This is a genomic window from Bradyrhizobium sp. IC4059 (assembly GCF_020193615.1).
Taxonomy (GTDB): domain Bacteria; phylum Pseudomonadota; class Alphaproteobacteria; order Rhizobiales; family Xanthobacteraceae; genus Bradyrhizobium; species Bradyrhizobium yuanmingense.
On sequence record NZ_JADYVH010000010.1, the window covers coordinates 16436 to 42472 of the forward strand.

General features: G+C 65.6%; 24 protein-coding genes. 22 read left to right on the forward strand and 2 right to left on the reverse strand.

Annotated elements, in window-relative coordinates:
• Positions 1–272 precede the first annotated feature (272 nt).
• Positions 273–1145 carry a Crp/Fnr family transcriptional regulator gene (locus tag I6F12_RS27230; protein ID WP_225157630.1) on the forward strand — a complete coding sequence of 291 codons (873 nt, stop codon included), beginning with the start codon at positions 273–275 and terminating at the stop codon, positions 1143–1145.
• 43 nt (positions 1146–1188) lie between these two features.
• Here the strand turns inward: I6F12_RS27230 and I6F12_RS27235 are convergent, their stop codons facing one another.
• The gene (locus tag I6F12_RS27235) at positions 1189–2070 is read right to left on the reverse strand and encodes a CoA ester lyase (RefSeq protein WP_036008938.1); all 882 of its coding nucleotides are present in this window, start codon (positions 2068–2070) and stop codon (positions 1189–1191) included.
• A 101-nt stretch (positions 2071–2171) separates the two neighbouring features.
• Between I6F12_RS27235 and I6F12_RS27240 the strand changes: the two genes are divergently transcribed.
• The 13 genes from I6F12_RS27240 (at position 2172) to trmB (ending at position 14040) form a co-directional block, all read left to right on the forward strand.
• Positions 2172–2813 (forward strand): carbonic anhydrase, encoded by a 642-nt coding sequence (locus I6F12_RS27240; RefSeq protein ID WP_036008941.1) that lies wholly within the window; start codon positions 2172–2174, stop codon positions 2811–2813.
• 338 nt (positions 2814–3151) lie between these two features.
• A complete protein-coding gene (tsaB, locus tag I6F12_RS27245; protein WP_225157631.1) occupies positions 3152–3847 on the forward strand; it encodes a tRNA (adenosine(37)-N6)-threonylcarbamoyltransferase complex dimerization subunit type 1 TsaB in 696 nt (231 codons plus the stop codon).
• Positions 3844–4329, forward strand: a complete 486-nt coding sequence (gene rimI / locus I6F12_RS27250) for a ribosomal protein S18-alanine N-acetyltransferase (RefSeq protein ID WP_036008947.1) — start codon at positions 3844–3846, stop codon at positions 4327–4329. Before tsaB ends, rimI begins: the two co-directional genes overlap by 4 nt.
• Before the next feature lie 39 nt (positions 4330–4368).
• The gene (locus tag I6F12_RS27255; RefSeq protein ID WP_225113781.1) at positions 4369–4824 is read left to right on the forward strand and encodes a Fur family transcriptional regulator; all 456 of its coding nucleotides are present in this window, start codon (positions 4369–4371) and stop codon (positions 4822–4824) included.
• A 5-nt stretch (positions 4825–4829) separates the two neighbouring features.
• Entirely contained in the window at positions 4830–5510 is a 681-nt protein-coding gene (locus tag I6F12_RS27260) for an HAD family hydrolase (protein WP_225157632.1), read from the forward strand.
• A gap of 190 nt (positions 5511–5700) precedes the next feature.
• Entirely contained in the window at positions 5701–7095 is a 1395-nt protein-coding gene (gene miaB, locus I6F12_RS27265) for a tRNA (N6-isopentenyl adenosine(37)-C2)-methylthiotransferase MiaB (RefSeq protein ID WP_225157633.1), read from the forward strand.
• A gap of 64 nt (positions 7096–7159) precedes the next feature.
• On the forward strand, positions 7160–8155 hold the full coding sequence (locus I6F12_RS27270) for a PhoH family protein (RefSeq protein WP_036008958.1): 996 nt from the start codon (positions 7160–7162) through the stop codon (positions 8153–8155).
• Between the two features lie 59 nt (positions 8156–8214).
• Positions 8215–8724 (forward strand): rRNA maturation RNase YbeY, encoded by a 510-nt coding sequence (ybeY, locus tag I6F12_RS27275; RefSeq protein ID WP_225142384.1) that lies wholly within the window; start codon positions 8215–8217, stop codon positions 8722–8724.
• A gap of 1 nt (position 8725) precedes the next feature.
• Positions 8726–9844 carry a hemolysin family protein gene (locus I6F12_RS27280; protein ID WP_225157634.1) on the forward strand — a complete coding sequence of 373 codons (1119 nt, stop codon included), beginning with the start codon at positions 8726–8728 and terminating at the stop codon, positions 9842–9844.
• Complete coding sequence (gene lnt / locus I6F12_RS27285; RefSeq protein ID WP_225157635.1) at positions 9841–11454, forward strand: apolipoprotein N-acyltransferase; 1614 nt, start codon at positions 9841–9843, stop codon at positions 11452–11454. The genes I6F12_RS27280 and lnt overlap by 4 nt, the downstream gene beginning before the upstream one ends.
• A 219-nt stretch (positions 11455–11673) precedes the next feature.
• On the forward strand, positions 11674–12087 hold the full coding sequence (locus I6F12_RS27290) for a helix-turn-helix transcriptional regulator (RefSeq protein WP_018319423.1): 414 nt from the start codon (positions 11674–11676) through the stop codon (positions 12085–12087).
• 85 nt (positions 12088–12172) lie between these two features.
• Positions 12173–13330, forward strand: a complete 1158-nt coding sequence (locus I6F12_RS27295) for a M20 family metallopeptidase (RefSeq protein WP_225157636.1) — start codon at positions 12173–12175, stop codon at positions 13328–13330.
• Positions 13327–14040 (forward strand): tRNA (guanosine(46)-N7)-methyltransferase TrmB, encoded by a 714-nt coding sequence (trmB, locus tag I6F12_RS27300; RefSeq protein WP_109141849.1) that lies wholly within the window; start codon positions 13327–13329, stop codon positions 14038–14040. Before I6F12_RS27295 ends, trmB begins: the two co-directional genes overlap by 4 nt.
• A 125-nt stretch (positions 14041–14165) precedes the next feature.
• Here trmB and I6F12_RS27305 read toward each other — a convergent pair whose 3' ends face one another.
• Entirely contained in the window at positions 14166–15248 is a 1083-nt protein-coding gene (locus I6F12_RS27305; protein WP_225157637.1) for a DUF2336 domain-containing protein, read from the reverse strand.
• Between the two features lie 368 nt (positions 15249–15616).
• Here I6F12_RS27305 and rimP point away from each other — a divergent pair, with 368 nt between their 5' ends.
• The 8 genes from rimP (at position 15617) to pnp (ending at position 25982) form a co-directional block, all read left to right on the forward strand.
• On the forward strand, positions 15617–16372 hold the full coding sequence (rimP, locus tag I6F12_RS27310; RefSeq protein ID WP_124162444.1) for a ribosome maturation factor RimP: 756 nt from the start codon (positions 15617–15619) through the stop codon (positions 16370–16372).
• 2 nt (positions 16373–16374) lie between these two features.
• Positions 16375–17985: a transcription termination factor NusA gene (gene nusA / locus I6F12_RS27315; RefSeq protein WP_225157638.1), complete on the forward strand. Its 1611-nt coding sequence runs from the start codon at positions 16375–16377 to the stop codon at positions 17983–17985.
• Positions 17986–18008: 23 nt separating this feature from the next.
• Positions 18009–18692, forward strand: coding sequence for an RNA-binding protein (locus I6F12_RS27320; protein WP_036040844.1), 684 nt, complete (start codon positions 18009–18011; stop codon positions 18690–18692).
• Positions 18693–18762: 70 nt separating this feature from the next.
• Positions 18763–21468, forward strand: coding sequence for a translation initiation factor IF-2 (gene infB / locus I6F12_RS27325; RefSeq protein WP_225157639.1), 2706 nt, complete (start codon positions 18763–18765; stop codon positions 21466–21468).
• Between the two features lie 156 nt (positions 21469–21624).
• Positions 21625–22056: a 30S ribosome-binding factor RbfA gene (rbfA, locus tag I6F12_RS27330; RefSeq protein WP_225142402.1), complete on the forward strand. Its 432-nt coding sequence runs from the start codon at positions 21625–21627 to the stop codon at positions 22054–22056.
• Positions 22053–23171: a tRNA pseudouridine(55) synthase TruB gene (gene truB / locus I6F12_RS27335; RefSeq protein WP_225157640.1), complete on the forward strand. Its 1119-nt coding sequence runs from the start codon at positions 22053–22055 to the stop codon at positions 23169–23171. The genes rbfA and truB overlap by 4 nt, the downstream gene beginning before the upstream one ends.
• A gap of 2 nt (positions 23172–23173) precedes the next feature.
• Positions 23174–23443: a 30S ribosomal protein S15 gene (gene rpsO / locus I6F12_RS27340; RefSeq protein ID WP_008540131.1), complete on the forward strand. Its 270-nt coding sequence runs from the start codon at positions 23174–23176 to the stop codon at positions 23441–23443.
• Positions 23444–23819: 376 nt separating this feature from the next.
• Positions 23820–25982, forward strand: coding sequence for a polyribonucleotide nucleotidyltransferase (gene pnp / locus I6F12_RS27345; protein WP_225157641.1), 2163 nt, complete (start codon positions 23820–23822; stop codon positions 25980–25982).
• Positions 25983–26037: the final 55 nt, after the last annotated feature.

The following is a 26037-nucleotide window of genomic DNA, read 5'->3' on the forward strand; positions in this document are numbered from 1 at the left end:
AGCCCTCAGCCCTTCCGCATCACCGCGATCGCATCCGCGATTTCGTCACCGCTACCGTCACCGAGAAAGACCCGACCATCTGCCGGACCGCTGATGGCAGCGTACAGCAGAGCTTTCGCTTGTGCGCATCGTCGGATGACAACGGGCGTAAATAGTATGACTGTTTGCGCGGCGAGGATGCGGGGAAAGCTCACCGCAAATATCCGTGCTTGATCTCGATTATTAGCTCTGTTTGGATCGCTACCGTTCCGCAATCCGCATTTCGGATAATCATGGCGAATGAAACAGATGCTTCCCGTCGTTCGTTGGGTGCTCGTTCAACAGAGGACACCGTGACTGCCCACCGCAAGGGCATCGGGAATCGGCTATTGGCGGCGCTGCCGCCGGCGGATCTCGCTTTGCTGACGCCCCACTTCCAGAAGGTCTCGTTCGAACCCGATGCCGTCCTGGTGCGATCGGGCGACGAACTCGACCCCGTCTATTTTCCCCATAGCGGCGCGATCGCCTTCATGCTCGATATGCCGGACGGGCAAACGGTCGCGACCAGCTTGATGGGACGCGAAGGCGCTTTGGCCTCGTTCTCCGTGCTCGGCCCCTCGCCTTCATCCGTGACCGCGATTGCTCGCACAGCCGGCACTGCATCGGTGATTTCCGCCGCCAAATTTCGCGCTGCCCATGTGCAAAGCGCCGCGATCAGGAATGTCGTGCAGGTCCACGCCCGCGCCGTGTTGCTGCAGCTCCAGCATGTCGCCGCTTGCAACGCGCTGCACCGGGTGGATGGCCGCATGGCGCGGTGGCTCCTGCAGCTTCACGACCGCGTTCCCGAGGACCTGCTTCCGGTGACGCAGGAGGCGCTGGCGCAACTGGTTGGGGTCCGGCGGACGACGGTGACTTTGACGATGAGCAAGCTACGCGAGGCCGGCGCCATCCCGTCCGAGCGGCGCGGGTTTGTCGAGATCCATCGGTCGCGGCTCGAGAGGATCGCATGCGATTGCTATGCGCTCATGCAGCGCACGATCGATCGAATGTATTGCCAGGAATTGGCGGCGCCCCAGCCTGCCGATGCGCGGTTCCGGCAAAGCGCCATCGCCGCCTCCCACGGAGCAGGCGGTGAATTCAAAGCAGTTTCGCGGGCGGGACGATAGAGTGCAAAGCCTGCTTGGCGCGTGGAAAAGTTGCTCTCGCGCCTCAGCCCTTCCCCATCGCAGCGATCGCGTCCGCAATCGCGATCGTGCGCCGGGCCATGTCGGCGTGCAGGCGTTCCACCATCGCACCATCCAGGCGGATCGCGCCGCGCGAGGCGTTCTCCGGCAGTTCGAACGCCGCGATGATCTTTCGCGCGCGGGCGACTTCCTCCTCCGGCGGGGTGAAGATGGCGTTGCAAGCGTCGATCTGGGAGGGGTGGATCAGCGTCTTGCCGTCGAAGCCGAGGTCGCGGCCTTGCGCGCATTCGGTGGCGAAACCGTCGGAATTTGCGATGTCGCTGTAGGGGCCGTCGAGGATCTCGAGGCCGTGCGCGCGGCTCGCCAGGATGCAATGGGTGATCATCGGGATCATCGCGGCGCGGCCCGGCAGCATCCGGATCCGCGTCTCGCGCGAGATGTCGTTCGGGCCGAACACGAAGCCCGAGAGACGGCGCGAAGGATCGCGGCCGGCGGCGGCCAGTTCCTCGGCATGCAGCACGGCGCGCGCGGTCTCGATCATGGCCCAGACTTTGACGGTCGGCGCGGCGCCGAGCTCGGCCAGCTTGCGGCCGATGGCGTCGAGATCCTCGACGCTTGAAACTTTTGGAACCAGGATGCCGTCCGGCGAGGCCTTGGCGGCCATGGCGGCGTCATCTGGCCACCAGGGCGTATCGAGGCCGTTGGTCCGGATCAGGACCTCGCGCCTGCCAAAACCCTTGGCGGCGATCGCCGCCGCAATGCCGTCGCGCGCCGCCGCCTTGGCCTCCGGGGCGACGGAATCCTCGAGATCGAGGATCAGGCCGTCGGCGGCGAGATTGCGCGCCTTTTCCAGCGCGCGCGGGTTGGAGCCGGGCATGAACAGATGGCTGCGGCGCGGGCGGGTCATGCTGGCGTTCCTTCCTGGTCTGTCGTCCCCCAGGCGATAGCATTTGGCCTGCCCATTCGAAAGGCTTGTCGGCCTTGGCGGTATGTGATTAGGCATGGGCCATGACGACATTCCCGACGCACTTGCTGGAAGGCTACAAGGCCTTCGCCACCCAGCGGCTGCCGACCGAGCAGAACCGCTATCGTGAGCTCTCGGTCAAAGGGCAGTCGCCTGAGACCATGGTGATCGGCTGCTGCGACTCCCGGGTCTCCCCCGAGGTGATCTTCGACGCGGGGCCGGGCGAGCTCTTCGTCGTCCGCAACATCGCCAATCTGGTGCCGACTTATCAGCCTGACGAAGGCGCGCACGGCGTCTCGGCAGCGCTCGAATTTGCGGTGACGGTGCTGAAGGTGAAGCACATCGTGGTGCTCGGCCACGCCCAATGCGGCGGCATCCGCGCCTTCATCGACAAGATCGAGCCACTCACGCCCGGCGATTTCATCGGCCGCTGGATGCAGATGTTCATCAAGCCGGGCGAGGTCGTGGAGCAGCGCGAGCACGAGACCATGGCGCAATTCGTCGAGCGCATCGAGAAGGCCGCCGTGTTCCGCAGCCTGGAAAACCTGATGACCTTCCCGTTCGTCCGCAAGGCCGTGGAGAGCGGCCGGATGCAGACCCACGGCGCCTATTTCGGCGTGGCGGAGGGATCGCTGTTCGTGCTGGACAAGGCGACCAAGGAATTCAGGAACGCACGCGAGGGATAATCCTGCCCACCCAGCGAAATGCGGGGCTATCGCATATGATTTGTGGCAGCGGCCTGCGCGCACGCCTCGTCCTTCGAGACGGCGCTTACGCGCCTCCTCAGGATGAGGCTAATCAGCGTCAGTGCTCCTTGAAACTGTTGCCGCGCACTCCGCCCTCATCCTGAGGAGCCCGCCCAAGCGGGCGTCTCGAAGGATGGCCGCAGGGAAAAACTCTCAAATGCGATAGCCCTCCTTGCGCAATAGGGCATATCGGAAGTGCAAATCCTGCCTGACGAATGGCGGACAGGCGCCTGGTTCGCTAGAGTGTTCTCCATTCGCCACTCGCCATTTGCTCCATCATGCTGATCCTTGCCATCGATACTGCGCTCGAAGCATGCGCGGCCGCCGTTCTCGACACCGATGCCGGCGAGCTCCTCGCGCGGGAATCGCAGCTGATGAAGCGCGGCCATGCCGAGGCGCTGATGCCGATGATCGCGCGCGTGATGCAATCGGCCCGCCTCGCCTTCACCTCGCTCGACCGCATCGCCGTCACCGTCGGGCCCGGCAGCTTCACCGGCCTGCGCGTCGGCATCTCGGCGGCGCGGGGCCTTGCGCTTGCGGCGAAACGGCCGGCGGTCGGGCTGACGACGCTGTCGGCCTATGCCGCTGGGGTCGTCGCCAAGAGCGGAACGGTGCCGGTGATCTCTGCGATCGATGCGCGGCACGATCACGTCTATTTCCAGATCGTCGCCGGCGATGGCAGCCAGCTGGTGCGGCCGGCTGTCGCCTCCATCGACGCGGCGATCGCGGCCTCGCAATTCGGCGCGCCGCATCTGGTCGGCAATGCCGCCGGGATCCTCGCAGGTCGCTGGCCGAAGGACGGACCGCAACCCATCGCGGTCGACGCGCAGCCCGCGCCCGACATCAGTTGGGTCGCCTGGCTCGGCGCGGCGGCCAATCCCGACACCACACCAGCGCGGCCGTTCTATCTGAAAGCGCCCGACGCCAAGCCGGCGGCATCGACGCCGCTCGCAGCACAAGCCGCGACCTCATGATGGGATGGCTGTCGGAGTGGTGGCGCGGCGGCACCGCCGCCGTCGAGCCCGCGACCATGCGCGATGCCGCGCGCCTCGCGCAGCTGCACGGCGCCTCCTTCGCGCACGGCTGGGGCGAAGGCGAGTTCGAGAGCATGATGAGCGAGCGCAACACGCTGGTGCATCGCTTGCGGCTCGGCCGCAAGACGATCGGCTTTGCGGTGTCGCGGATCGGCGCGGACGAAGCGGAGATCCTCTCGATCGCGGTGGACGGGGCTTATCGCGGCCGCGGCCTCTCCCGCACGCTGCTGATGACCCATCTCGGCCACCTCGCCGGGCGCGGCGTACGCACCATATTTCTGGAAGTGGAGGAGAACAACCAGCCGGCGCGGCGGCTTTACGATCGAGCCGGATTCGTGGTGGTCGGACGCCGCGATCGCTACTATAAGCAGCCCAACGGGGAACAATTGAACGCCCTTCTGATGCGGCGTGACTTGTCGTAACATCGGCGGCAGAAAGCGCCCGCCCAGGCAGACAACGCTATGACCACACTGAAACATTCTTCTGCGTCCAAGGCATCCGAGATCGAGGCGCGCTGTGCCGCAACGGGCATGCGCATGACCGAGCAGCGCCGCGTCATCGCCCGCGTGCTGGCGGAGGCGGCCGATCACCCCGATGTCGAGGAACTGTACCGGCGCTGCGTTGCGGTTGACGACAAGATCTCGATCTCGACGGTCTATCGCACCGTGAAGCTGTTCGAGGACGCCGGCATCATCGAACGCCACGATTTCCGCGAGGGCCGCGCGCGCTACGAGCAGATGCGCGACAGCCATCACGACCACCTGATCAACCTGCGCGACGGCAAGGTGATCGAGTTCACCTCCGAGGAGATCGAGAAGCTGCAGGCCGAGATCGCCCGCAAGCTCGGCTATCGCCTGGTCGATCACCGGCTCGAGCTCTATTGCGTCCCGCTCGACGACGACAAGCCGACGAATTGAGTTTAGTGCCCATCGACCTCATCATCTTCGATTGCGACGGCGTGCTCGTGGACAGCGAGGTGATCTCCTGTCGCGCGCACGCTGATGTGCTGACGCGCCACGGCTATCCGATCACGTCGGAGCAGGTGTTCGCGCGCTTCCTCGGCCGCTCGACAAAGCAGGCCAATCTCGAGATCGAGACCGAGCTCGGCCGCAAGCTGCCGGAGGCCTATGACGGCGATCTCCAGGACGAGCTGTTTCGCGCATTCGAAGCCGACCTCGAAGCGATCCGCGGCATCCACGATGTGCTGGATGTCGTCACGCAAGCCGTCTGCGTCGCCTCGGGCGGCTCGCATCAGCGGATGCGCGTGAGCCTCGGGAGCACCGGGCTCTACGAGCGCCTCGCGCCAAACATCTTCTCGGCCTCGCAGGTGAAGAACGGCAAGCCGGCGCCGGACCTGTTCCTGTTCGCGGCGAGCCAAATGGGCGTGCCGCCCGAGCGCTGCGTCGTGATCGAGGACAGTCTGGCCGGCATCGCCGGCGCCCGCGCCGCCGGCATGACGGTTTTCGGCTTTTACGGGGGCAGCCATTGCCGCGACGGCTATGCCGAAACTTTGCGCCTGGCCGGCGCCGACCTGCTCTTTGCCGACATGCATCAGCTGCCCGAGCTGGTCCGGCGGGTCGCGGCGGACGCTCTGGCGGGCTGATGTTGCCCCGAACCGTCATTCCGGGGCACGCGCGACGCGCGTGAACCCGGAATCTCGCAGTAAAACTCTGGATTCCGGGTTCGCAACTGCGTCGCGCCCCGGAATGACAGGCGGAAATGGCTCCATTCGCTGGATTTTCGGCCCTGCAGCCTATATCTGAGGGCCGTCCTCCAGCTCCATTTCGGGTTCCATGACGCCGCCGCGCAAGCTGCACATCAAATCATATGGCTGCCAGATGAACGTCTACGATGCCCAGCGCATGGTGGACACGCTGGCCCCGGAAGGATTCGTGGAGACGGCGAGCGCGGAGGATGCCGACCTCGTCATCCTCAACACCTGCCATATCCGCGAGAAGGCCTCGGAGAAGGTCTATTCCGAGCTCGGCCGGCTACGCGTCGCCAAGGACGAGGCCGCGCGTGCAGGCCGCGCGATGCAGATCGCGGTGGCGGGCTGCGTGGCGCAGGCCGAGGGCGAGGAGATCGTGCGGCGCGCGCCTGTCGTCGACGTCGTGGTGGGACCGCAGAGCTATCATCATCTGCCGGAGCTGTTGAAGCGCGCAGAGGGCGAAGGCCGCGCGATCGAGACCGAATTTCCCGCCGCCGACAAGTTCGGCTTCCTGGCCCAGCCCAAGCCGGACGCGATCCGCGCGCGCGGCATTTCCGCTTTCGTCACGGTACAGGAAGGCTGCGACAAGTTCTGCACCTTCTGCGTCGTGCCTTACACGCGCGGCGCCGAAGTCTCGCGCCCCGTGGCGAAGATCGTCGAGGACGTGAAGCGGCTCGCTGACAACGGCGTGCGCGAGCTCACGCTGATCGGGCAGAACGTCAACGCCTATCACGGCGAGGGGCCGGACGGACAAACCTGGCCGCTCGGCCGGCTGCTCGAACATCTGGCGGCGATTCCCGGCATCGCGCGGCTGCGCTATTCGACCAGCCACCCCCGCGACGTCGATGACAGCCTGATCGCGGCCCATCGCGATCTCGGTGCCCTGATGCCGTTCGTGCACCTGCCGGTGCAGTCGGGCTCGGACCGCATTTTGGCGGCCATGAACCGCAAACATACCGCCGATGATTACCGGCGGGTCATCGACCGTTTTCGTACCGCACGCCAAGACATTGCTTTTTCATCGGATTTCATCGTCGGCTTCCCCGGCGAGAGCGAGCAAGATTTTCTCGCCACCCTCGCGCTTGTCACGCAAATCGGCTACGCTGCGGCCTATTCGTTCAAATACTCCGCCCGGCCGGGAACGCCGGCCGCGGATATGCAGGAGACGGTGTCCCCCGCCGAGATGGACCAGCGATTGGAGCGGCTCCAGGAACTGATCGACAGCCAGCAATCGGCCTTCAACAAGGCCGCGATTGGCTCAACGGTCGACGTGCTGTTCGAGCGTCCGGCGCGCAAGGAGGGCCAGATCGTGGGCCGCACCGCCTACCTCCAGCCCGCCCACGTAATGGCCGCGCCCGACATCATTGGACAGATCCTGCCTGTCAGAATCGACAGCCTCGAGCGCTACAGTTTTCTCGGCGAGCTCGTGATGCCGCGCAAGGCGCGCGAGCCCGCTTTATCGCAAGCCAGTGGAGCCTGAACCCTTGCCCAAAAGCGCATCGGATTCGTCTTCGTTCGCTCCCAGCCGCAAATTTGACCGCGACATGCAAGTTCCGCCCGAGACCCAGGTCGTCATCGACTTCGACGACAACCGCGCCGCTTCCGCGCTGGTCGGCCCCTACGGCCAGCACCTGGCGCAGATCGAGCGGCGGCTCGGCGTCATCGTCGATTCCAAGGGCAACCACATCACAATCGGCGGCACCCGCGACGGCTGCGACGCTGCGCGCCGCGTGCTGGAGATGCTCTACGCGCAGGCCGCGAAGGGGCACGATCTCGACCAGGGCGAGGTCGAGGGCGCGATCCGCGCCGTGATCGCGCAGGGCTCGCTGTTCGAGTTCGACGCCAAATCGGCCAAATCGACCTTCGACAGCATCAACTTGCGCAAGCGTCCGGTGCGGGCGCGCACCGCCGCGCAGGATTCCTACATCCGCGCGCTGAAGCGGCACGAGCTGGTGTTCGGCATCGGCCCCGCCGGCACCGGCAAGACCTGGCTCGCCGTCGCGCATGCCGCGCAGCTGTTCGAGCGCAAGGAGGTCGACAAGATCATCCTGTCGCGCCCGGCGGTGGAAGCCGGCGAGCGGCTCGGCTTTCTGCCCGGCGATCTCCGCGAGAAGGTCGACCCTTATCTGCGGCCGATCTACGATGCGCTCTACGACCTCATGGATGCGCGCATCGTCGAGCGCGCGCTGCAGACCGGCGAGATCGAGATCGCGCCGCTCGCCTTCATGCGCGGCCGCACGCTGACCAACGCCGCCATCATCCTGGACGAGGCCCAGAACACCACGTCGATGCAGATGAAGATGTTCCTGACGCGTCTCGGCGAGAACAGCCGCATGATCGTGACGGGCGATCCCTCGCAGATCGACCTCCCGAACGGCCAGACCTCGGGCCTGGCCGAGGCGACCCGCCTCCTGAGCGGCGTCGAGGGCATCGCCCAGGTTCATTTCAAGGCCGAGGACGTGATCCGCCACGAGCTCGTGGCGCGGATCGTCGCCGCCTATGAAGGGCCGCCGCAGCGGCCGGCCACCGGTCAATCCTGACGAGGCAGCACCGGACCAAACAGGGCGCGAGCACGGCACCCTTCGTCCGAGACAACACAATGTCCCATTCCAACCTTCCCATGACCGAGGTCCTCGTCGTCGCCGATTGCTGGCAGCGCGAGCCCGATTCTGAAGCCGTGATCCAGCGCGCACTGGCGGCGGCCGCCGAGAGCGTCGACGAGGACGTTGCCGACGCCGAAGTGGCCGTGATGCTGACCGATGATGCCGGCATCCGCACGCTCAACAGCAACTGGCGCGGCATCGACAAGCCGACCAACGTGCTGTCGTTCCCGGCGCTGCAGCCGGAGGGCGCGTGGAAGCCGGGCGATGCCCCGCGCATGCTCGGCGATATCGCGATCGCCTATGAGACCATGCGGCGCGAGGCGGACGAGGAGCACAAGCCGTTCGACCATCATCTGAGCCACCTCGCCGTGCACGGCTTCCTGCACCTGATCGGCTACGACCACGAGAACGACGACGACGCCGAGGAGATGGAAGCGCTCGAAACCGAAATCCTCGCCCATCTCGGCATTCCCGATCCCTATGCCGACCGCCCGGGGACGCACTGAGATGCCGGATTCCGAGCCTACCCACGACAATCCCCGCACCACGGCCAATTTGCCGGTTGTGGTGACGCCGGGCGAGGTGCTGCGCCCGAGTGCCGAAAGCTGGCTGCTGCGCGCCATCCGCACACTGTTCGGCTGGAAGGCGGGGTCGGTGCGCGACGACCTCCAGGTCGTGCTCGACGCCTCGACGCCCGACGACACCGGCTTCTCCGCGGTCGAGCGCACCATGCTGCGCAACATCCTCAGCCTGCACGAGCGCCGCATCGCCGACGTCATGGTGCATCGCGCCGACATCGTCGCGGTCAAGCGCGACATCCCGCTCGGGGAACTGATGGACCGCTTCGAGAGCGCCGGCCATTCGCGCCTCGTCGTCTTCAACGAGACGCTCGATGATCCCGTCGGCATCGTCCACATCCGCGATTTGCTCGCCTTCATGACCGCGCGCGCCCGCGTGTCGGAAGCCACCAAGACCAAGCGCAAGAAGCCGCTGCCGGCCGGGCTCGATTTGCGCGCGGTCGATCTCGCGCTGCCGCTTCACGAGGCGCACATCATCCGCAAGCTGCTCTACGTACCGCCGTCGATGCGGGCGATCGACCTGCTCGCGCAGATGCAGGCCTCGCGCATCCATCTGGCGCTGGTGGTCGACGAATATGGCGGCAGCGACGGGCTGGTCTCGATCGAGGACATCGTCGAGCAGATCGTCGGTGAGATCGACGACGAGCACGATAGCGACGAGCCGCCCTCGATCGTGCGCCTGCCCGACAACGCCTTCATCGCCGACGCCCGCGCCAGCCTCGACGACGTCCGCTCGGTGATCGGCGAGGATTTCGTCACCGGCGAGGCAGGCGAGGAGGTGGAGACGCTGGGCGGCTATCTCGTCAGCTTCGTCGGGCGCCTGCCGGTGCGCGGCGAGGTGATCTCGGGCCCCGGCAATTACGAGGTCGAGGTGCTCGATGCCGATCCGCGCCGCGTCAAGCGGCTGCGCATCGCGACGCGGAAGGAACGCCCGGCGCCCCGCACCCAGCGCGAGAGCCGGCGGCGTGAAGCCACGCCGGAGGGCGGACAAGCGCCGGCCAGCGACACGCCGACATCGCCGCCGCGCGACGGGGCCGCCTCGCAGTGAGCCCATCGCAGCGCCTACGGCAAATTGCGCTCGCCATCATCCTCACCTGGGGATGGCAGCGCGCAGTCGTCGCCATGGCGGCCGGAGCGCTGTCGGTGCTGGCGCTGGCACCGTTCAACCTCTTTCCGGTGCTGTTCGTCACCTTCCCGGTGCTGGTCTGGCTGATCGACGGCGCCGGGGCCGGCCGCTATGGCGGCGTGCCCGCCGCCGCCCTGACCGGCTATTGGTTCGGGCTCGGCTATTTCGTGCCCGGCCTCTACTGGATCGGCTACGCCTTCTTCGTCGAAGCCGACACATTCGCCTGGCTGACGCCGTTCGCGGTGCTGGGCCTGCCGGCCTATCTTTCGATCTTCACGGCGATCGGCTTTGCGCTGGCGCGCCTGCTCTGGAGCAAGAACGCCACGCGCGTGCTGGCGCTCGCAGCGAGCCTCACCATCAGCGAATGGCTGCGCGGCCATGCGCTGACCGGCTTTCCCTGGAACACGTTCGGCTATGCGCTGTCCGAGCCATTGCCGCTGGCGCAGACGGCCTCGCTGATCGGCCTGTGGGGCGTGACGTTCCTGACGATTGCGATCTTCGCGAGCCCGGCGACGCTGATCGACCGCACGCCGGATCGGCGCCTGCAATGGCGGGTGCCGGCCGCGGCCGTCGCGCTCCTGCTCGTCATGAGCATCTTTGGCGCAATCCGCCTGTCGCTGCATCCGACCACGATCGTATCCGGCGCCAAGCTGCGCCTGATGCAGCCCAACCTGCAGCAGGACGAGAAATTCAACTATGCCGCCAAGCCGGAGGTGATGAAGAAGTACCTTGCGCTGTCGGACCGCGCCTCCGGCCCGCAATCGACCGGCGTGCGCGATGCCACCATCCTGATCTGGCCGGAATCCGCCTTTCCGTTCTTCTTGACCCGCGAAGCCGACGCGATGGCGCAAATCGCCGATCTGTTACCGAAGGGCACGGTGCTGGTCACGGGATCGGTCCGCGCGCCCGATGTGCCGCGGGGCACACCGATCACGCGGGCCTACAACTCGATCTACGTGATCGACCACGACGGCAGCGTGCTCGCCGTCTACGACAAGCTGCATCTGGTACCGTTCGGAGAATTTCTTCCGTACCAGTCGTTGATGGAGAAGCTCGGTTTCGAGCAACTGACGCGTGTGCGCGGCGGCTTCATTCCAGGCACCGTGCGGCATGCGCTCCCCGTTGCCGGCGCGCCGCCCGCGTTGCCGCTGATCTGCTACGAGGCGATCTTTCCCGACGAAGTGGCTGCACGCAACGAACGTCCGGGCTGGATCGTGAACCTGACCAATGACGGCTGGTTCGGCATCTCGACCGGTCCCTACCAGCACCTGGAGCAGTCGCGGATGCGCGCGATCGAGCTCGGATTGCCGCTGGTCCGCTCGGCCAATACCGGCATCTCCGCAGTGATCGATCCGGTCGGCCGCACGGTCGCGAGCCTCGGTCTCGGCCTCGAAGGCATTTTGGACGCAAACCTGCCGGCCGCGATCCCACCGACCGTTTATGCACGGGTGGGTGATGTGCCCGCAATCATGCTCGTCGCGGTGGCCGTGCTGCTGGCGGTCCGCCGACGAATAGGCAAACGCCAGCCCTGATCGCACCGCCGCCGCAGCGGCCGGAATCCTTTGACAACCGTAGTCCCACGGTTGACAGACTGCACGCGGGCTCCCCATTCTGCACCGGCTGCGAAAGATGGCGGTGCATTGCTAAATTTCTCCGCAATGTTTCCCAATAACAGGGTTTGATTTTGACGGTGCTGCACCCGAGGCATGCTTGATCATTGCGCCGAAGGTGGTGTTTGGAGGGCTGAGGAAATGTCGAAAGCGCCCAACCCTGTTGACAAATATGTCGGCAGTCGCGTGCGCATGCGCCGCATCATGTTGGGCATGAGCCAGGAGAAGCTCGGTGAAGCTTTGGGCCTGACTTTCCAGCAGATTCAGAAGTACGAGAAGGGCACCAACCGGGTCGGCGCAAGCCGCATCCAGCAGATCGCGGAGATTCTGCAGGTGCCGGTGTCCTTCCTGTTCGAGGGCGGCCCGAGCGGCGTGCCAGGTCCGGATGGCTTCAGCGAAGGCGCCTCGCCCTCTTACGTCTCGGACTTTCTCGCCACCTCCGAAGGGCTCGCTTTGACCAAGGCGTTCACGCGAATCACTGATTCGAAGATGCGCCGCTCGATCGTCGATCTCGTCGAGCAGATTGCGGCCCGCGAAGGTCCGGACAAGCGTTGAAGCTCATGTCCCCCGCGATTTGAGACTGCATCAAATCTGGCCTATGTCGTCATTTACGACCGCGCTTTGATGCGCGTCCGCTTCGATGATGCGATTCAAAGGCACAGATGCGTCCATGACCTGCTCCAATTGGTTCGATTCACAAACTATTCTCGATGGCATCCGCCGCTGGGTGGAGATCGAGACGCCGACGGAAGCACCTGAACAGGTCAACAAGCTGGTCTCCGTGGTCGCGGAGCAATACGGCGACCTGCCCGTCACGCTCGAGCGCATCGCCGGCACGGACGGCTGCGGCGATCATCTCGTGGCGCGCACGAATTGGGGGCAGGATCAGCCGGGCATCCTGGTGCTGAGCCATCTCGATACCGTCCATCCCATCGGCTTCATCGAGCGCCTGCCGTTCAAGGTCGAAGGCGACGTCGCGTTCGGTCCGGGCATCTACGACATGAAGGGCGGCGCCTACATCGCCCACCACGCCTTCCGCGCGCTTTGCGCGACGGGCGATCGCTCGCCGCTCGGCATCACGCATCTGTTCACCTCCGACGAGGAGATCGGCAGCCCGACCTCGCGTGCGCTGATCGAGCAGGAAGGGCGCAAGGCCAAATACGTGCTGGTGACCGAGCCGGCGCGCGACGGCGGCAAGATCGTCACCGGGCGCAAGGGCGTCGGACGCTTCCGGGTATTCATCAAGGGCGTGCCCGCGCATGCTGGCTCGCGGCCCGAAGACGGCCGCAGCGCCGTCCGCGAACTCGGCAACGTCATCCTGGCGCTGGAAGGAATGAACGATGTTGCGCGCGGCGTGACCGTCAATGTCGGCGTGGTGCGCGGCGGCACGCGCCCCAACGTCACGCCCGAGGAGGCCTATGCGGAAGTCGATCTGCGCGTCGTGAGCCTCAAGGACGCGGACGAGTTCGTCGGCAAGATTCTCTCTTTGACCTCGAAGACCGATGGCGTCACCGTCACGGTCAAGGGCGAGCTCAACCGGCCGCCTTACGAGAAGAGCAATGCAGGTGCCGCGCTGTACGAGCATGCCAGGACGCTCGCCGGCGAGATCGGCTTCGAGCTGATCGACACCCACACCGGCGGCGGCTCGGACGGCAATTTCACCGCTCCCTTCACCGCAACGCTCGACGGGCTCGGCGTCGACGGCAAGGGTGCACACACCCATTATGAGCAGCTCTATGTCTCCTCGCTGGCCCCACGCGCGCGGCTGCTCCATCGCCTGTATCAGACGCTGCGATGAGCGAACGTAAATCAAGCCCCGACCGCGACGACAGCGAGCGCGCCTTCTTCGGGCGCCGCAAGGGCCACAAGCTGAGGCAACACCAGGCCGGCTTGATCGAGCAGCTGCTGCCGCATCTTGCCCTCGATATCGACGGTGAGGCGCCGGCGGACGCCCGCGACATCTTCGATCCCGCAGCCGACGACGTCAGGCTCGAGATCGGCTTCGGCGGCGGCGAGCATCTCGCGGCCGAGGCACAGAACTTCCCCACCACCGGCTTCATCGGCTGTGAGCCCTATGTCAACGGCATGGCCAAGATCCTCGCGCAGATCGAGGCGGCCAACATCGGCAACATCCGCCTGTTCGCGGGCGATGCCGCCGAGCTCTTGGCTTGGCTTCCCAAGGAGTCGCTGTCGCGGATCGACCTGATCCATCCCGATCCCTGGCCGAAGCGGCGACACTGGAAGCGGCGCTTCGTCCAGGACCGCACCATTGCCGCGATGGCGCGCGTGCTCAAGCGAGGCGGCGAATTCCGCTTCGTCTGCGACATCGACGATTACTGCGCCTGGACACTGTCGCATCTTGCGCGCTCGCAGGACTTCGTCTGGCTGGCCGAACGCGCCGACGATTTCCGGCTTCCATGGCCGGGCTACACCATGACGCGCTACGGCCGAAAGGCCGCGCGCGAGGGACGCAAGGCGGCTTATCTGCGGTTCAGGCGGGTGGGTTAGCCGTCATTGCGAGGAGCCCGCGACAAATTGCAAGGCAATTTGCGCTGGCGACGAAGCAATCCAGAGCGTTTTCGCGGAACGAGTTCTGGATTGCTTCGCTTCGCTCGCAATGACGGAGTGGGACGCTAGATCGTCTGCCGGTTGCGCCAGAAATTCACGACGCGTTCGGCGGTGGCCGGCATCAGGCGCGTGAAGTTGATGCGGGCGGCCTCGATATCGGCATCGGCCGGCGTGCGGTTCGGCCCGTACCAAAGCAGGATGAGCGCGCGCACCGTGGGCCAACCGAGGTTCAGCACGCGGCCGAGGATCAGAAGCGGATCGTAGCGGTCGCCCGCAATCAGGCGATCGAGCACCGAGAGCCGAATGCCTGAAAGCGCCGACAGCGCGGCGATCGACTCCTCGTATTTGTGCGCCTTGGCGAAGCCGAGCAGCGCGCTCTCGCCGAGATGGCCCTCGCGCCGCAGGGTCAGCACGGTGTGATGTGCCGCGGAGTAGTCGCGGCGCGGACCCGGCGGCAATGCGGCCTCCTCGATCGCCGCCATCGCGCGCTTGATCTCGGCCTGGCGTGCGGGATTGACCACGGTGGAGAGGCGACGGCGGATGACGTCGAGCGTCCCGTCGAGCAGCTGCTTCAGGTGCTCGCCGGAAAGGTCGTTGCGCTGGCCGATCTTCAGCGTCAGCACGCCGTCCTGCGCCGCGCGCTTGATCATCTCGGAATAGCTGCCCGGTGAGAACACCGCACCGGCATTGGCGGCGGCACGGCGCACCACGTCGCGATCGCCGCGCTCGACCAGCACGTCGGTGACGGCGGGAGACAAAGCTGGACGCTCAGTCATCGCCAGAAGATGACCCTGGCCCTTCAAGCGCGCGATCTCGACCAGCGCCGCCTCCTCGAGCACGGGCGAGCGGCGCAGCACCGGGCCGGCCACCATGATCTCGTTCTCGCGCGCGAGCTGATTGACGAGGTGCGGCGGCGCGTTGTTCAGGCGCGAGAAGCGCTCGGACAGATCGACGCGCGATGCCAGCTCGGCATGGGGCACGAGATCGATCAGGAGATTGTCAAACAGATCGATCAGCTCGGGGCGGAGCTTGTCCGCATCCCGAAAGAACAATTGGGAGATGGCACGCGCGATCTCGCCGCGGCGGCGCGGATCGCCGCGCTTGACGATATCGTCCAGTCCAGGAATGAGCGACGTGGCAACGGTCATGAAAACGCAACTCGAACGGGGCACGCCGCGGGTGCGCCCTAGGTCCAAGCCGCCCCACAATCGGGAAATCTAGGCCTGCTTGATGAAGGAAGCGTTGCAGGGCCCGCAGACGGGCGCAAAAAGGCCCCGTTCCCGCTGCAATGGGCCTTGTCCGGAGAAGCGGAAAGGGCTATATCAGCGCCAATTCATCTTCTCATACGATCCGCGTAGTGAGAGTGGGCCCGCAAGGACCCGCTCTTTTTTATTACCTGAACGCGGCTCGGCGGGAGATGCGCCCGACGTGTGGTCGGGAAAGTTCCGAAGCGGGCTTTGAAATCGTAACCAAGCCTTAACCCAAGCCTTAACCAACGAGCGCTCTGACCCTGGACATGACCGAACCGAACCCTGGTTCCACGGATGCCGAATTGCTGGCCGAGCCGCGGCTCGTGGTCGAGCCCGGCGTCGCGGCACGGGTGTCCGCGGTGGCAGCTCCCGTGCTGCAGGGCATGGGCTACCGCCTGGTCCGGATCCGCATTTCCGGCGAGGCCGGCTGCACCGTGCAGATCATGGCCGAGCGGCCGGACGGCTCGATGCAGATCGAGGATTGCGAGGCGATCTCGCGGGCCCTGTCGCCCGTGCTCGACGTCGCCGATCCTATCGACCGCGCCTATCGGCTCGAGATCTCCTCGCCGGGAATCGACCGCCCGCTGGTGCGCCGCTCCGATTTCGAGCGCTATTCCGGGCACCTGGTGAAGATCGAGATGGCGGTCGCGCATGAGGGGCGGAAGCGCTTCCGCGGCACGCTCGGCGCGGTCGAGGGCGACCGCGTGCATCTGCATCGCGACGATGCCAAGGCTGGCGACGATGCCGACGTTCTCCTGACGATGGAGGATATCGGCGAGGCCCGGCTGGTGCTGACCGATGAGCTGATCGCGGAATCCATGCGCCGTGGCAAGGCCGAGGAGCGCAAGATGCGCAGGGATCTCGGACTGGAGCCGCCGGCTGCACCGCACGCGGAGATCAGTGCGAAGATCACCAAGAACACCAAGCCGAAGAAGAAGCCGGCCCCGACCAACACGAAGAAACATCGCCTTGCCGCCGAACGCGCGCGGCGCGGCGAGATCGAGCCTGACCAAGGAGACTAGCCATGGCAGTCAGCGCCAACCGACTCGAATTGCTTCAGATCGCCGACGCCGTCGCACGCGAAAAGTCGATCGACCGCGGCATCGTCATCGCGGCGATGGAGGACGCCATCGCCAAGGCGGCGCGCGCCCGTTACGGCAGCGAGACTGACGTTCATGCCGAGATCGACCCGAAGAAGGGCGAGCTGCGGCTGTCGCGCCACATGCTGGTGGTCGACAAGGTCGAGAATCACTGCAACCAGATCTCGCTGGTGGACGCGCAGCGCGCCAATCCCGGCGCCCAGGTCGGCGACACCATCGCCGACACCCTGCCGCCGCTGGAATATGGCCGCATCGCCGCGCAATCGGCCAAGCAGGTCATCGTGCAGAAGGTGCGCGAGGCCGAGCGCGACCGGCAGTACCAGGAATTCAAGGACCGCATCGGCGACATCGTCAATGGCGTCGTCAAGCGCGTCGAATATGGCAGCGTGATCGTCGATCTCGGCCGCGGCGAAGCCATCATCCGCCGCGACGAGATGCTGCCCCGCGAGGTGTTCCGCAACGGCGACCGCGTTCGTGCCTACATCTTCGACGTCCGCCGCGAGACGAGAGGCCCGCAGATCTTCCTCTCCCGCACCCATCCCCAGTTCATGGCGAAGCTGTTCGCGCAGGAAGTGCCGGAGATCTATGACGGCATCGTCGAGATCAAGGCGGTGGCCCGCGATCCGGGCTCGCGCGCGAAAATCGGCGTGATTTCCCGCGATTCCTCGGTCGATCCGGTCGGCGCCTGCGTCGGCATGCGCGGCTCGCGCGTGCAGGCCGTGGTCAACGAGCTGCAGGGCGAGAAGATCGACATCATTCCATGGTCGCCCGACATCGCGACCTTCGTGGTCAACGCGCTGGCGCCGGCGGAAGTCTCCAAGGTCGTGATCGACGAGGACCGCGAGCGCATCGAGGTCGTGGTGCCCGACACCAACAACCAGCTCTCGCTCGCGATCGGCCGCCGCGGCCAGAACGTGCGCCTGGCCTCGCAGCTCACCGGCTGGGATATCGACATCCTGACCGAGCAGGAGGAATCGGAGCGCCGCCAGGCCGACTTCGAGAACTCGACCAGGGTCTTCATGGAATCGCTCAACGTCGACGAAGTGGTCGGCCAGCTGCTGGCGTCCGAGGGCTTCACCTCGGTCGAGGAGCTCGCGATGGTGGACGTCAAGGAGCTCGCCGGCATCGAGGGCTTCGACGAGGAGACCGCGCAGGAGCTGCAGAACCGCGCCCGCGAATATCTGGAGCAGCAGGAAGCCGAGCTCGAGGCGAGGCGCAAGGAGCTCGGCGTCGAGGACGCGCTCAAGGACGTGCCCGGCGTGACCTCGAAGATGCTGGTGAAGCTCGGCGAGAACGACATCAAGAGCGTCGAGGACCTCGCCGGCTGCGCCACCGACGATCTGGTCGGCTGGACCGAGCGCAAGGAAGGCAGCGAGCCGACCAAGCACGCCGGTGCGCTCGACGGCATCGACATCTCCCGTGACGACGCCGAAGCGATGATCATGCAGGCCCGCGTCAAGGCCGGCTGGATCACCGAAGCCGATCTCGCCAAGCCCACCGAGGAGGCCGAGGCGACCGAAGATCAACCGGCTTAAGGGCAAAGGAGAATGTCGCCCGGATGCTTGCAGATTCCGACCTCGAACTTGACCATGGGCCGCGGACCGAAAGGTCCGCGACCATGCGCATGTGCGCGGTCAGCCGCGAGGTCCGACCGATCGACGAGCTGATCCGCTTCGTTGCATCGCCTGACGGACAAATAGTTCCCGATCTCAAGCGCAAGCTGCCCGGACGCGGGATGTGGCTCACCGCCTCCCGCAAGACGGTTGCGGAAGCGGTGCGGCGTCACCAATTTAGCAAGGCCTTCAAGCGCGAGCTGCGCATCCCTCAGACGCTTCCCACCGACATCGAGGCGCTCCTGGTCCGGAGCGTGACCGAAGCCCTTGGGATCGCCGCCAAGGCGGGCCAGGTCGTGGCCGGTTTCGGCAAGGTCGAGAGCGCCCTTCGGGAAGGAACGGTCGAGGTCCTGATCCATGCCAGCGACGGGGCCGCGGACGGAATCCGCAAATTGGACATGCTGGCGCGTCAGAATGCCGGGAATCGCGGTGCCCAGCCGCAGATTCCCGTCGTCACCGCTCTGAAATCGGTAGAATTGGATTTGGCACTGACCCGGTCAAATGTGATACATGCTGCCCTGCTCGCGGGCCCGGCGAGCAAGTCATTCCTGTCACGTAGCCAGATCCTGGTCCGATACCGGATGGCGGACGACGACAAGACTGCCGAAAAACCCGGCCAGGATTTCTGAGAGACAACGACGACCCGATTGGATGGTGCGGCAACGCACAACACTGATAAATCAGGATTAGGACTGCTGAATGGTTGATACCAAGACCCCTGGCGACAAGAAGCTGAGCGTTCCGAGCAAGACGCTATCGCTCAAGCCGCGCGTCGAAACGGGCACCGTGCGCCAGAGCTTCAGCCATGGCCGCAGCAAGCAGGTCGTGGTCGAGAAGCGCGGCAAGCGCCGCATTGGCGATGGACCCGAGCCGCACGCGCCCGAGGTGACGGCAAAGCCGGCGCCGGCCGCACCCGCCGCGCCGCCGCGTCCGGCTCCGCCCCCGCCGCGCAACGCCGGTTCCGGCGTGGTGCTTCGTACCCTCACCGAGGATGAGCGTTCGGCCCGCGCCAGTGCGCTCGCCGATGCCAAGCTGCGCGAGGTCGAGGAACGCCGCCAGGCCGAGGAAGAGGCCCAGCGCCGCGCCGCCCGTGAGGCTGCCGAGCGCGCCGAGCGCGAAGCCGCCGAATCCCGCCGCAAGGCCGAGGAAGAGCGCCACCGTCACGAGGACGAAGCCAAGCGCAAGGCCGAGACCGAGGCCAAGAAGCGTTTTGGCGAAGGCGAGCAGCCGTCCGCACCGCGTCCCGCCGCCGCGGTACCGGCCGCCTCCGCACCGCGCCCCGGTGCGCCTGCGTCCCGGCCTGGAACCACGACCACAGCGCGTCCTGGAACCACGACGGCGCGCCCTGCAACCACGACCGCGCAGCGTCCGGGTGGACCGGCTGGCCGCGGCCCCGCCGTTGCGGCCGAAGCTGACGACGACGAGGCGCCGCGCCAGATCCGTCGCGGTCCCGGCGGCGCCGCGCGTCCCGTGGTAGCCCCCAAGCCCACCCACAAGCCCGGCCCGCAGAAGGAGCGCGGCCGCCTGACCGTCGTCACCGCGCTCAATGCCGATGAGGTGCGCGAGCGCTCGATCGCCTCGTTCCGCCGCCGCACCCAGCGCCTGAAGGGCCACGCCTCGAACGAGCCCAAGGAAAAGCTCATCCGCGAAGTGGTCATTCCGGAAGCGATCACCATCCAGGAACTCGCCAACCGCATGTCCGAACGCGCGGTCGACGTCATCCGCATGCTGATGAAGCAGGGCGCGATGCACAAGATCACCGACGTGATCGACGCCGACACCGCGCAGCTGATTGCCGAAGAGCTCGGCCACACCGTCAAGCGCGTTGCCGCCTCCGACGTTGAAGAAGGTCTGTTCGACGCGACCGACGATTCGACCGACACCGAGACCCGTTCGCCCGTGGTGACCGTCATGGGTCACGTCGACCACGGCAAGACCTCGCTGCTCGACGCGCTCCGTCACGCCAACGTGGTCTCCGGCGAAGCCGGCGGCATCACCCAGCACATCGGCGCCTATCAGGTGACATCGCCTGAAACCGGCAAGAAGATCACGTTCATCGACACGCCCGGCCACGCAGCGTTCACCGCGATGCGCGCCCGCGGCGCCAAGGTCACCGACATCGTCGTGCTGGTGGTCGCGGCCGATGACGGCGTGATGCCGCAGACGGTCGAAGCCATCAATCACGCCAAGGCGGCCGGCGTGCCGATCATCGTTGCCATCAACAAGATCGACAAGCCCGATGCCAAGCCCGAGCGCGTGCGCACCGAGCTGCTCCAGCACGAGGTGCAGGTGGAATCTTTCGGCGGCGAAGTCGTCGACGTCGAGGTGTCCGCCAAGAACAAGACCAATCTCGACAAGCTGCTCGAGATGATCGCGCTGCAGGCCGAAATCCTCGAGCTCAAGACCAATTCGGAGCGTCCCGCCGAAGGCACCGTGATCGAGGCCAAGCTCGATCGCGGCCGCGGTCCGGTCGCGACCGTGCTGGTCCAGCGCGGCACGCTTCGCGTCGGCGACATCATCGTCGCCGGTGCCGAAATGGGCCGCGTCCGCGCGCTGATCTCCGATCAGGGCGAGACCGTGCAGGAGGCCGGCCCCTCGGTTCCAGTCGAGGTGCTCGGCTTCAACGGCCCGCCCGAGGCCGGCGATCGTCTCGCGGTGGTCGAGAATGAAGCCCGCGCCCGCCAGGTCACCAGCTACCGCGCGCACCAGAAGCGCGAGAACGCGGCAGCCTCGATCTCCGGCATGCGCGGCTCGCTCGAGCAGATGATGTCGCAATTGAAGACGGCGGGCCGCAAGGAATTCCCGCTGATCGTCAAGGCCGACGTGCAGGGCTCGCTGGAAGCCATCCTCGGCTCGCTGGAGAAGCTCGGCACCGACGAGGTCGCCGCCCGCATCCTGCATGCCGGCGTCGGCGGCATCTCGGAATCCGACGTGACGCTGGCCGAAGGCTTCAACGCCGCGATCATCGGCTTCTCGGTTCGCGCCAACAAGGAGGCCGCTGCGGCCGCCAAGCGCAACGGCATCGAGATCCGCTACTACAACATCATCTACGACCTCGTGGACGACGTGAAGAAGGCGATGAGCGGTCTGCTCGCGCCGACCTTGCGCGAAACCATGCTGGGCAATGCCGAGATCCTGGAGATCTTCAACATCTCCAAGGTCGGCAAGGTAGCCGGCTGCCGCGTCACCGACGGCACGGTGGAACGCGGCGCCAATGTGCGCCTGATCCGCGACAACGTCGTCGTGCACGAAGGCAAGCTGTCGACGCTGAAGCGCTTCAAGGACGAAGTGAAGGAAGTCCAGTCCGGCCAGGAATGCGGCATGGCCTTCGAGAACTACCACGACATGCGTGCCGGTGACGTGATCGAGTGTTATCGCGTGGAGACGATCCAGCGCTCCCTGTAAGTCCAAATCTTACCGAAGCGTTCGGATCTTTTTGAACTGAGATTGCGGGAGTGCGATGGCCGGATGTTTCCGGCCATCCACCCCCTCTTCGTTTCAACAGGACAAATGACAATGCCCGTGTCCCAGATGCGGGCATGACGAGGTGATTTTCAGAAAATGCCACGGCATCATCAGAAGAAGGGTTCCGCGCCCGGCGGCTCGCAGCGTCAGCTGCGCGTCGGCGAGCAGGTTCGCCACGCGATGGCCGATATTCTGGCGCAAGGCAATGTGCATGATGCCGACCTCGAAGGTCACATCATCACCGTGCCGGAGGTGCGGATGTCGCCCGACCTGAAGCTCGCGACGGTCTACGTGATGCCGCTCGGTGGCCGCGACACCGAGATCGTCATCGCTGCGCTCGAGCGCAACAAGAAGTTCTTGCGCGGCGAGGTCGCGCGGCGCGTTAACCTGAAATTTGCACCTGACATTCGCTTCCGCGTCGACGAACGATTCGACGAAGCGGAACGGATCGAGAAGCTTTTGCGAACGCCTGCGGTGCAGAAGGATTTGGAACAGGATCCGCATTCGGATCGGGAAGAAGAGCAATGACCATGGACCCCGCTCACGGCACGATCGGCGGCAACGACACCGATCAGCGCGACGCGCAGACCAACGATTTCGCGGAGATGGGCGGCAATTCGCAGCCGCATCAGGAGCCGCGCCGCGTCAACAACGATCCGCGCGCCAAGCAGCAGAAGGGCAACCAGGTCCGCCGCGACCGCCGCGACGTCCATGGCTGGGTCGTGCTCGACAAGCCGATCGGCATGACCTCGACGCAGGCCGTCGCCGTGCTCAAGCGCCTGTTCAACGCCAAGCGCGCCGGACACGCCGGCACGCTCGATCCGCTCGCCTCGGGGGGCTTGCCGATCGCGCTCGGGGAAGCCACCAAGACCGTCCCCTTCGTGATGGACGGCCGCAAGCGCTACCGCTTCACGGTCTGCTGGGGCCAGGAGCGCGATACCGACGACATCGAGGGCCGGGTGACCGCGACCTCGGACCAGCGCCCGAGCCGGGAGGCCATCCTGGCGCTGCTGCCCCGCTTCACCGGGGTGATCGAGCAGATCCCGCCGCGCTATTCGGCGATCAAGATCCAGGGCGAGCGCGCCTATGACCTCGCCCGCGACGGCGAGGTTGTGGAACTGGCGCCCCGCCCGGTCGAGATTCACCATTTAACCCTTGTCGATCAACCAGATAACGACCGGGCCGTGTTCGAGGCCGAATGCGGCAAGGGCACCTATGTCCGGGCGCTCGCCCGCGATATGGGCCGGATCCTCGGCACTTACGGCCATATCTGCGCGCTGCGGCGGACCCTGGTCGGCCCATTTGGCGAAAACGACATGATTCCGCTGGATCAGTTGGAGGCTTTGTGCGATAGAGCCGCGTCCGGCGAGGGCAGCCTCGCCGACGCGCTTTTGCCCGTTGAGACCGCGCTGGACGACATCCCGGCACTGGCCGTCACTCGGGCTGATGCGGCAAGGCTCCATCGGGGCCAGGCCGTTTTGTTGCGCGGACGGGATGCGCCCACTTGTAGCGGCACAGTCTATGTCACGGTGGCAGGCCGTCTTTTGGCGCTTGCCGAAGTTGGCAATGGCGAAATCATCCCCAAGCGTGTGTTCAACCTGACCGGCCTGACTGCCAGCCCCGGTCGCAACGAGAGAAATTGACGATGTCGATTGCCGCAGAACGCAAAGCGGAAGTCATCAAGACGAATGCCACCAAGGCCGGCGACACCGGCTCGCCCGAGGTTCAGGTCGCGATCCTGTCGGAACGCATCAACAACCTCACCAACCATTTCAAGACCCACGTGAAGGACAACCATTCGCGTCGCGGCCTCTTGAAGCTGGTCTCGACCCGCCGCTCGCTCCTCGACTATCTCAAGAAGAAGGACGAGGCGCGGTACAAGGCGCTGCTCGAGAAGCACAATATTCGTCGTTAAGAGTTCCTGCGCGCGCCACCGGCGCGCGTTTTCGCGCGTGGTTTCGAACGAAAGCGCTTGTTTTAAGCTTTTTGATCGAGGTTGCGTGCGCGTCGGATGCGGATTGTTGATTCGCGTCCGGGCATGATGAGCGAAGATCGAAGTTTCGGTGTTTGCATTCGTGCCGACTGACAGTCCAGCAGCAATCCGGCGGCTGGGCACAACGGGCAAGGCGCCCGTATGACCCGAAAGGATGGACGCCATCCGACATCCAAAAACCATGGCAGGATCGCAGGACGCTGATCATCCGCTCCGATCAGCGTCCCGCAATCTTGCGCATGGTTTTTGTTTTTCGAGAGCCGTCCCTTCTTTCGAGAACCCATGAAAGAAGACCTCTATGTTCAATAAGCATTCAGTCGAGATCGACTGGGGCGGACGCCCACTCAAGCTCGAAACCGGCAAGATCGCCCGCCAGGCCGACGGCGCCGTCGTCGCCACCTATGGCGAGACCGTGGTGCTCGCCACCGTCGTCGCGGCGAAGGCGCCGCGCGAGGGCGTCGACTTCCTGCCGCTGACCGTCGATTACCAGGAAAAGGCCTACGCTGCGGGGCGCATTCCCGGCGGCTATTTCAAGCGCGAGGGCCGTCCGACCGAGAAGGAGACGCTGGTCTCCCGCCTGATCGACCGACCGATCCGCCCGCTGTTCGTCGACGGCTGGCGTAACGAGACCCAGGTGATCGTCACCGTGCTGTCGCACGATATGGAGAACGATCCCGACGTCGTGGCGATGGTCGCGGCCTCCGCGGCGCTGACCCTGTCCGGCGTGCCGTTCAAGGGCCCGATTGGCGCAGCCCGTGTCGGCTTCGCCAACGACGAGTTCATTCTCAATCCGACGCTCGACGAGATGGTCGACACCCAGCTCGACCTCGTCGTCGCCGGCACTGCCGACGCCGTGCTGATGGTGGAATCGGAAGCCAAGGAACTGAACGAAGACATCATGCTCGGCGCCGTGATGTTCGGTCACCGCCACTTCCAGCCTGTCATCAACGCGATCATCGAGCTCGCCGAGAAGGCCGCCAAGGAGCCGCGCGAAGTCACCGTCATCGACAACGCCGCGCTCGAGAAGGAGATGCTCGGCCTGGTCGAGCAGGAGCTGCGCGCCGCCTACGCGATTCCGATCAAGCAGCAGCGTTATGCCGCCGTCGGCGTCGCCAAGGAAAAGGTGATGGCCCACTACTTCCCGGAGGGCCAGGAGCCGAAATACGACAAGCTCCGTGTCGCCGGCGTGTTCAAGGAGCTCGAGGCCAAGATCGTTCGCTGGAATATCCTCGATACCGGCAAGCGCATCGACGGCCGCGACAGCAAGACGGTCCGCAACATCGTCGCCGAAGTCGGCGTGCTGCCCCGCGCCCACGGCTCGGCGCTGTTCACCCGCGGCGAGACCCAGGCGATGGTCGTGACCACGCTCGGCACCGGCGAGGACGAGCAGTACATCGACGCGCTGTCCGGAACCTACAAGGAAACGTTCCTGCTGCACTACAACTTCCCCCCCTATTCGGTCGGCGAGACCGGCCGCCTCGGCGGCACCAAGCGCCGCGAGATCGGCCACGGCAAGCTGGCCTGGCGCGCGATTCGTCCGGTGCTGCCGCCGCACCATGAATTCCCCTACACCACGCGCGTGGTCTCGGAGATCACCGAGTCCAACGGCTCGTCCTCGATGGCTTCGGTCTGCGGCGCCTCGCTGGCGCTGATGGATGCGGGCGTGCCGCTGAAGCGGCCGACCGCGGGCATCGCGATGGGCCTGATCCTCGAAGACAAGCGCTTTGCGGTTCTCTCGGACATCCTCGGCGACGAGGACCATCTCGGCGACATGGACTTCAAGGTCGCCGGCACGGAAGCGGGCATCACCTCGCTCCAGATGGACATCAAGATCGAGGGCATCACCGAAGAGATCATGAAGGTCGCGCTGGCTCAGGCCAAGGACGGCCGCATCCATATCCTCGGCGAGATGGCCAAGGCCCTCACCGCGGCCCGCGCCGAGCTCGGCGAATATGCGCCGCGCATCGAGACCTTCAAGATCGCCACCGACAAGATCCGCGAGGTGATCGGCACCGGCGGCAAGGTGATCCGCGAGATCGTCGAGAAGACCGGCGCCAAGGTCAACATCGAGGATGACGGCACCGTGAAGGTCGCCTCCAGCGACGGCGAGGCGATGAAGGCGGCGATCAAGTGGATCAAGTCGATCGCGTCCGATCCGGAAGTCGGCCAGATCTATGACGGCACTGTCGTCAAGGTGATGGAGTTCGGCGCCTTCGTGAACTTCTTCGGTTCCAAGGATGGTCTCGTCCACATCAGCCAGCTCGCGGCCAACCGCGTGCAGAAGACCTCCGACGTCGTCAAGGAAGGCGACAAGGTCAAGGTCAAGCTGCTCGGCTTCGACGATCGCGGCAAGACCCGCCTGTCGATGAAGGTGGTCGACCAGACCACCGGTGAGGATCTCGAGGGCAAGGAGAAGGCCGCCGAGGGCGAAAAGGCCCCGCGCGAAGCCGCCGGCGAGTAACCTCTCGGAACATCTGAACACCAAGGGCGGCCGAAAGGCCGCCCTTCTTTTTTTG

Coding starts and splice junctions, on each gene's coding strand:
- I6F12_RS27230 (WP_225157630.1), top strand. CDS start 273: ATGGCGAATGAAACAGATGCTTCCCGTCGTTCGTTGGGTGCTCGTTCA.
- I6F12_RS27235 (WP_036008938.1), bottom strand. CDS start 2,070: ATGACCCGCCCGCGCCGCAGCCATCTGTTCATGCCCGGCTCCAACCCG.
- I6F12_RS27240 (WP_036008941.1), top strand. CDS start 2,172: ATGACGACATTCCCGACGCACTTGCTGGAAGGCTACAAGGCCTTCGCC.
- tsaB (WP_225157631.1), top strand. CDS start 3,152: ATGCTGATCCTTGCCATCGATACTGCGCTCGAAGCATGCGCGGCCGCC.
- rimI (WP_036008947.1), top strand. CDS start 3,844: ATGATGGGATGGCTGTCGGAGTGGTGGCGCGGCGGCACCGCCGCCGTC.
- I6F12_RS27255 (WP_225113781.1), top strand. CDS start 4,369: ATGACCACACTGAAACATTCTTCTGCGTCCAAGGCATCCGAGATCGAG.
- miaB (WP_225157633.1), top strand. CDS start 5,701: ATGACGCCGCCGCGCAAGCTGCACATCAAATCATATGGCTGCCAGATG.
- I6F12_RS27270 (WP_036008958.1), top strand. CDS start 7,160: ATGCAAGTTCCGCCCGAGACCCAGGTCGTCATCGACTTCGACGACAAC.
- ybeY (WP_225142384.1), top strand. CDS start 8,215: ATGTCCCATTCCAACCTTCCCATGACCGAGGTCCTCGTCGTCGCCGAT.
- I6F12_RS27280 (WP_225157634.1), top strand. CDS start 8,726: ATGCCGGATTCCGAGCCTACCCACGACAATCCCCGCACCACGGCCAAT.
- I6F12_RS27290 (WP_018319423.1), top strand. CDS start 11,674: ATGTCGAAAGCGCCCAACCCTGTTGACAAATATGTCGGCAGTCGCGTG.
- I6F12_RS27295 (WP_225157636.1), top strand. CDS start 12,173: ATGATGCGATTCAAAGGCACAGATGCGTCCATGACCTGCTCCAATTGG.
- trmB (WP_109141849.1), top strand. CDS start 13,327: ATGAGCGAACGTAAATCAAGCCCCGACCGCGACGACAGCGAGCGCGCC.
- I6F12_RS27305 (WP_225157637.1), bottom strand. CDS start 15,248: ATGACCGTTGCCACGTCGCTCATTCCTGGACTGGACGATATCGTCAAG.
- rimP (WP_124162444.1), top strand. CDS start 15,617: ATGACCGAACCGAACCCTGGTTCCACGGATGCCGAATTGCTGGCCGAG.
- nusA (WP_225157638.1), top strand. CDS start 16,375: ATGGCAGTCAGCGCCAACCGACTCGAATTGCTTCAGATCGCCGACGCC.
- I6F12_RS27320 (WP_036040844.1), top strand. CDS start 18,009: ATGCTTGCAGATTCCGACCTCGAACTTGACCATGGGCCGCGGACCGAA.
- infB (WP_225157639.1), top strand. CDS start 18,763: ATGGTTGATACCAAGACCCCTGGCGACAAGAAGCTGAGCGTTCCGAGC.
- rbfA (WP_225142402.1), top strand. CDS start 21,625: ATGCCACGGCATCATCAGAAGAAGGGTTCCGCGCCCGGCGGCTCGCAG.
- truB (WP_225157640.1), top strand. CDS start 22,053: ATGACCATGGACCCCGCTCACGGCACGATCGGCGGCAACGACACCGAT.
- rpsO (WP_008540131.1), top strand. CDS start 23,174: ATGTCGATTGCCGCAGAACGCAAAGCGGAAGTCATCAAGACGAATGCC.
- pnp (WP_225157641.1), top strand. CDS start 23,820: ATGTTCAATAAGCATTCAGTCGAGATCGACTGGGGCGGACGCCCACTC.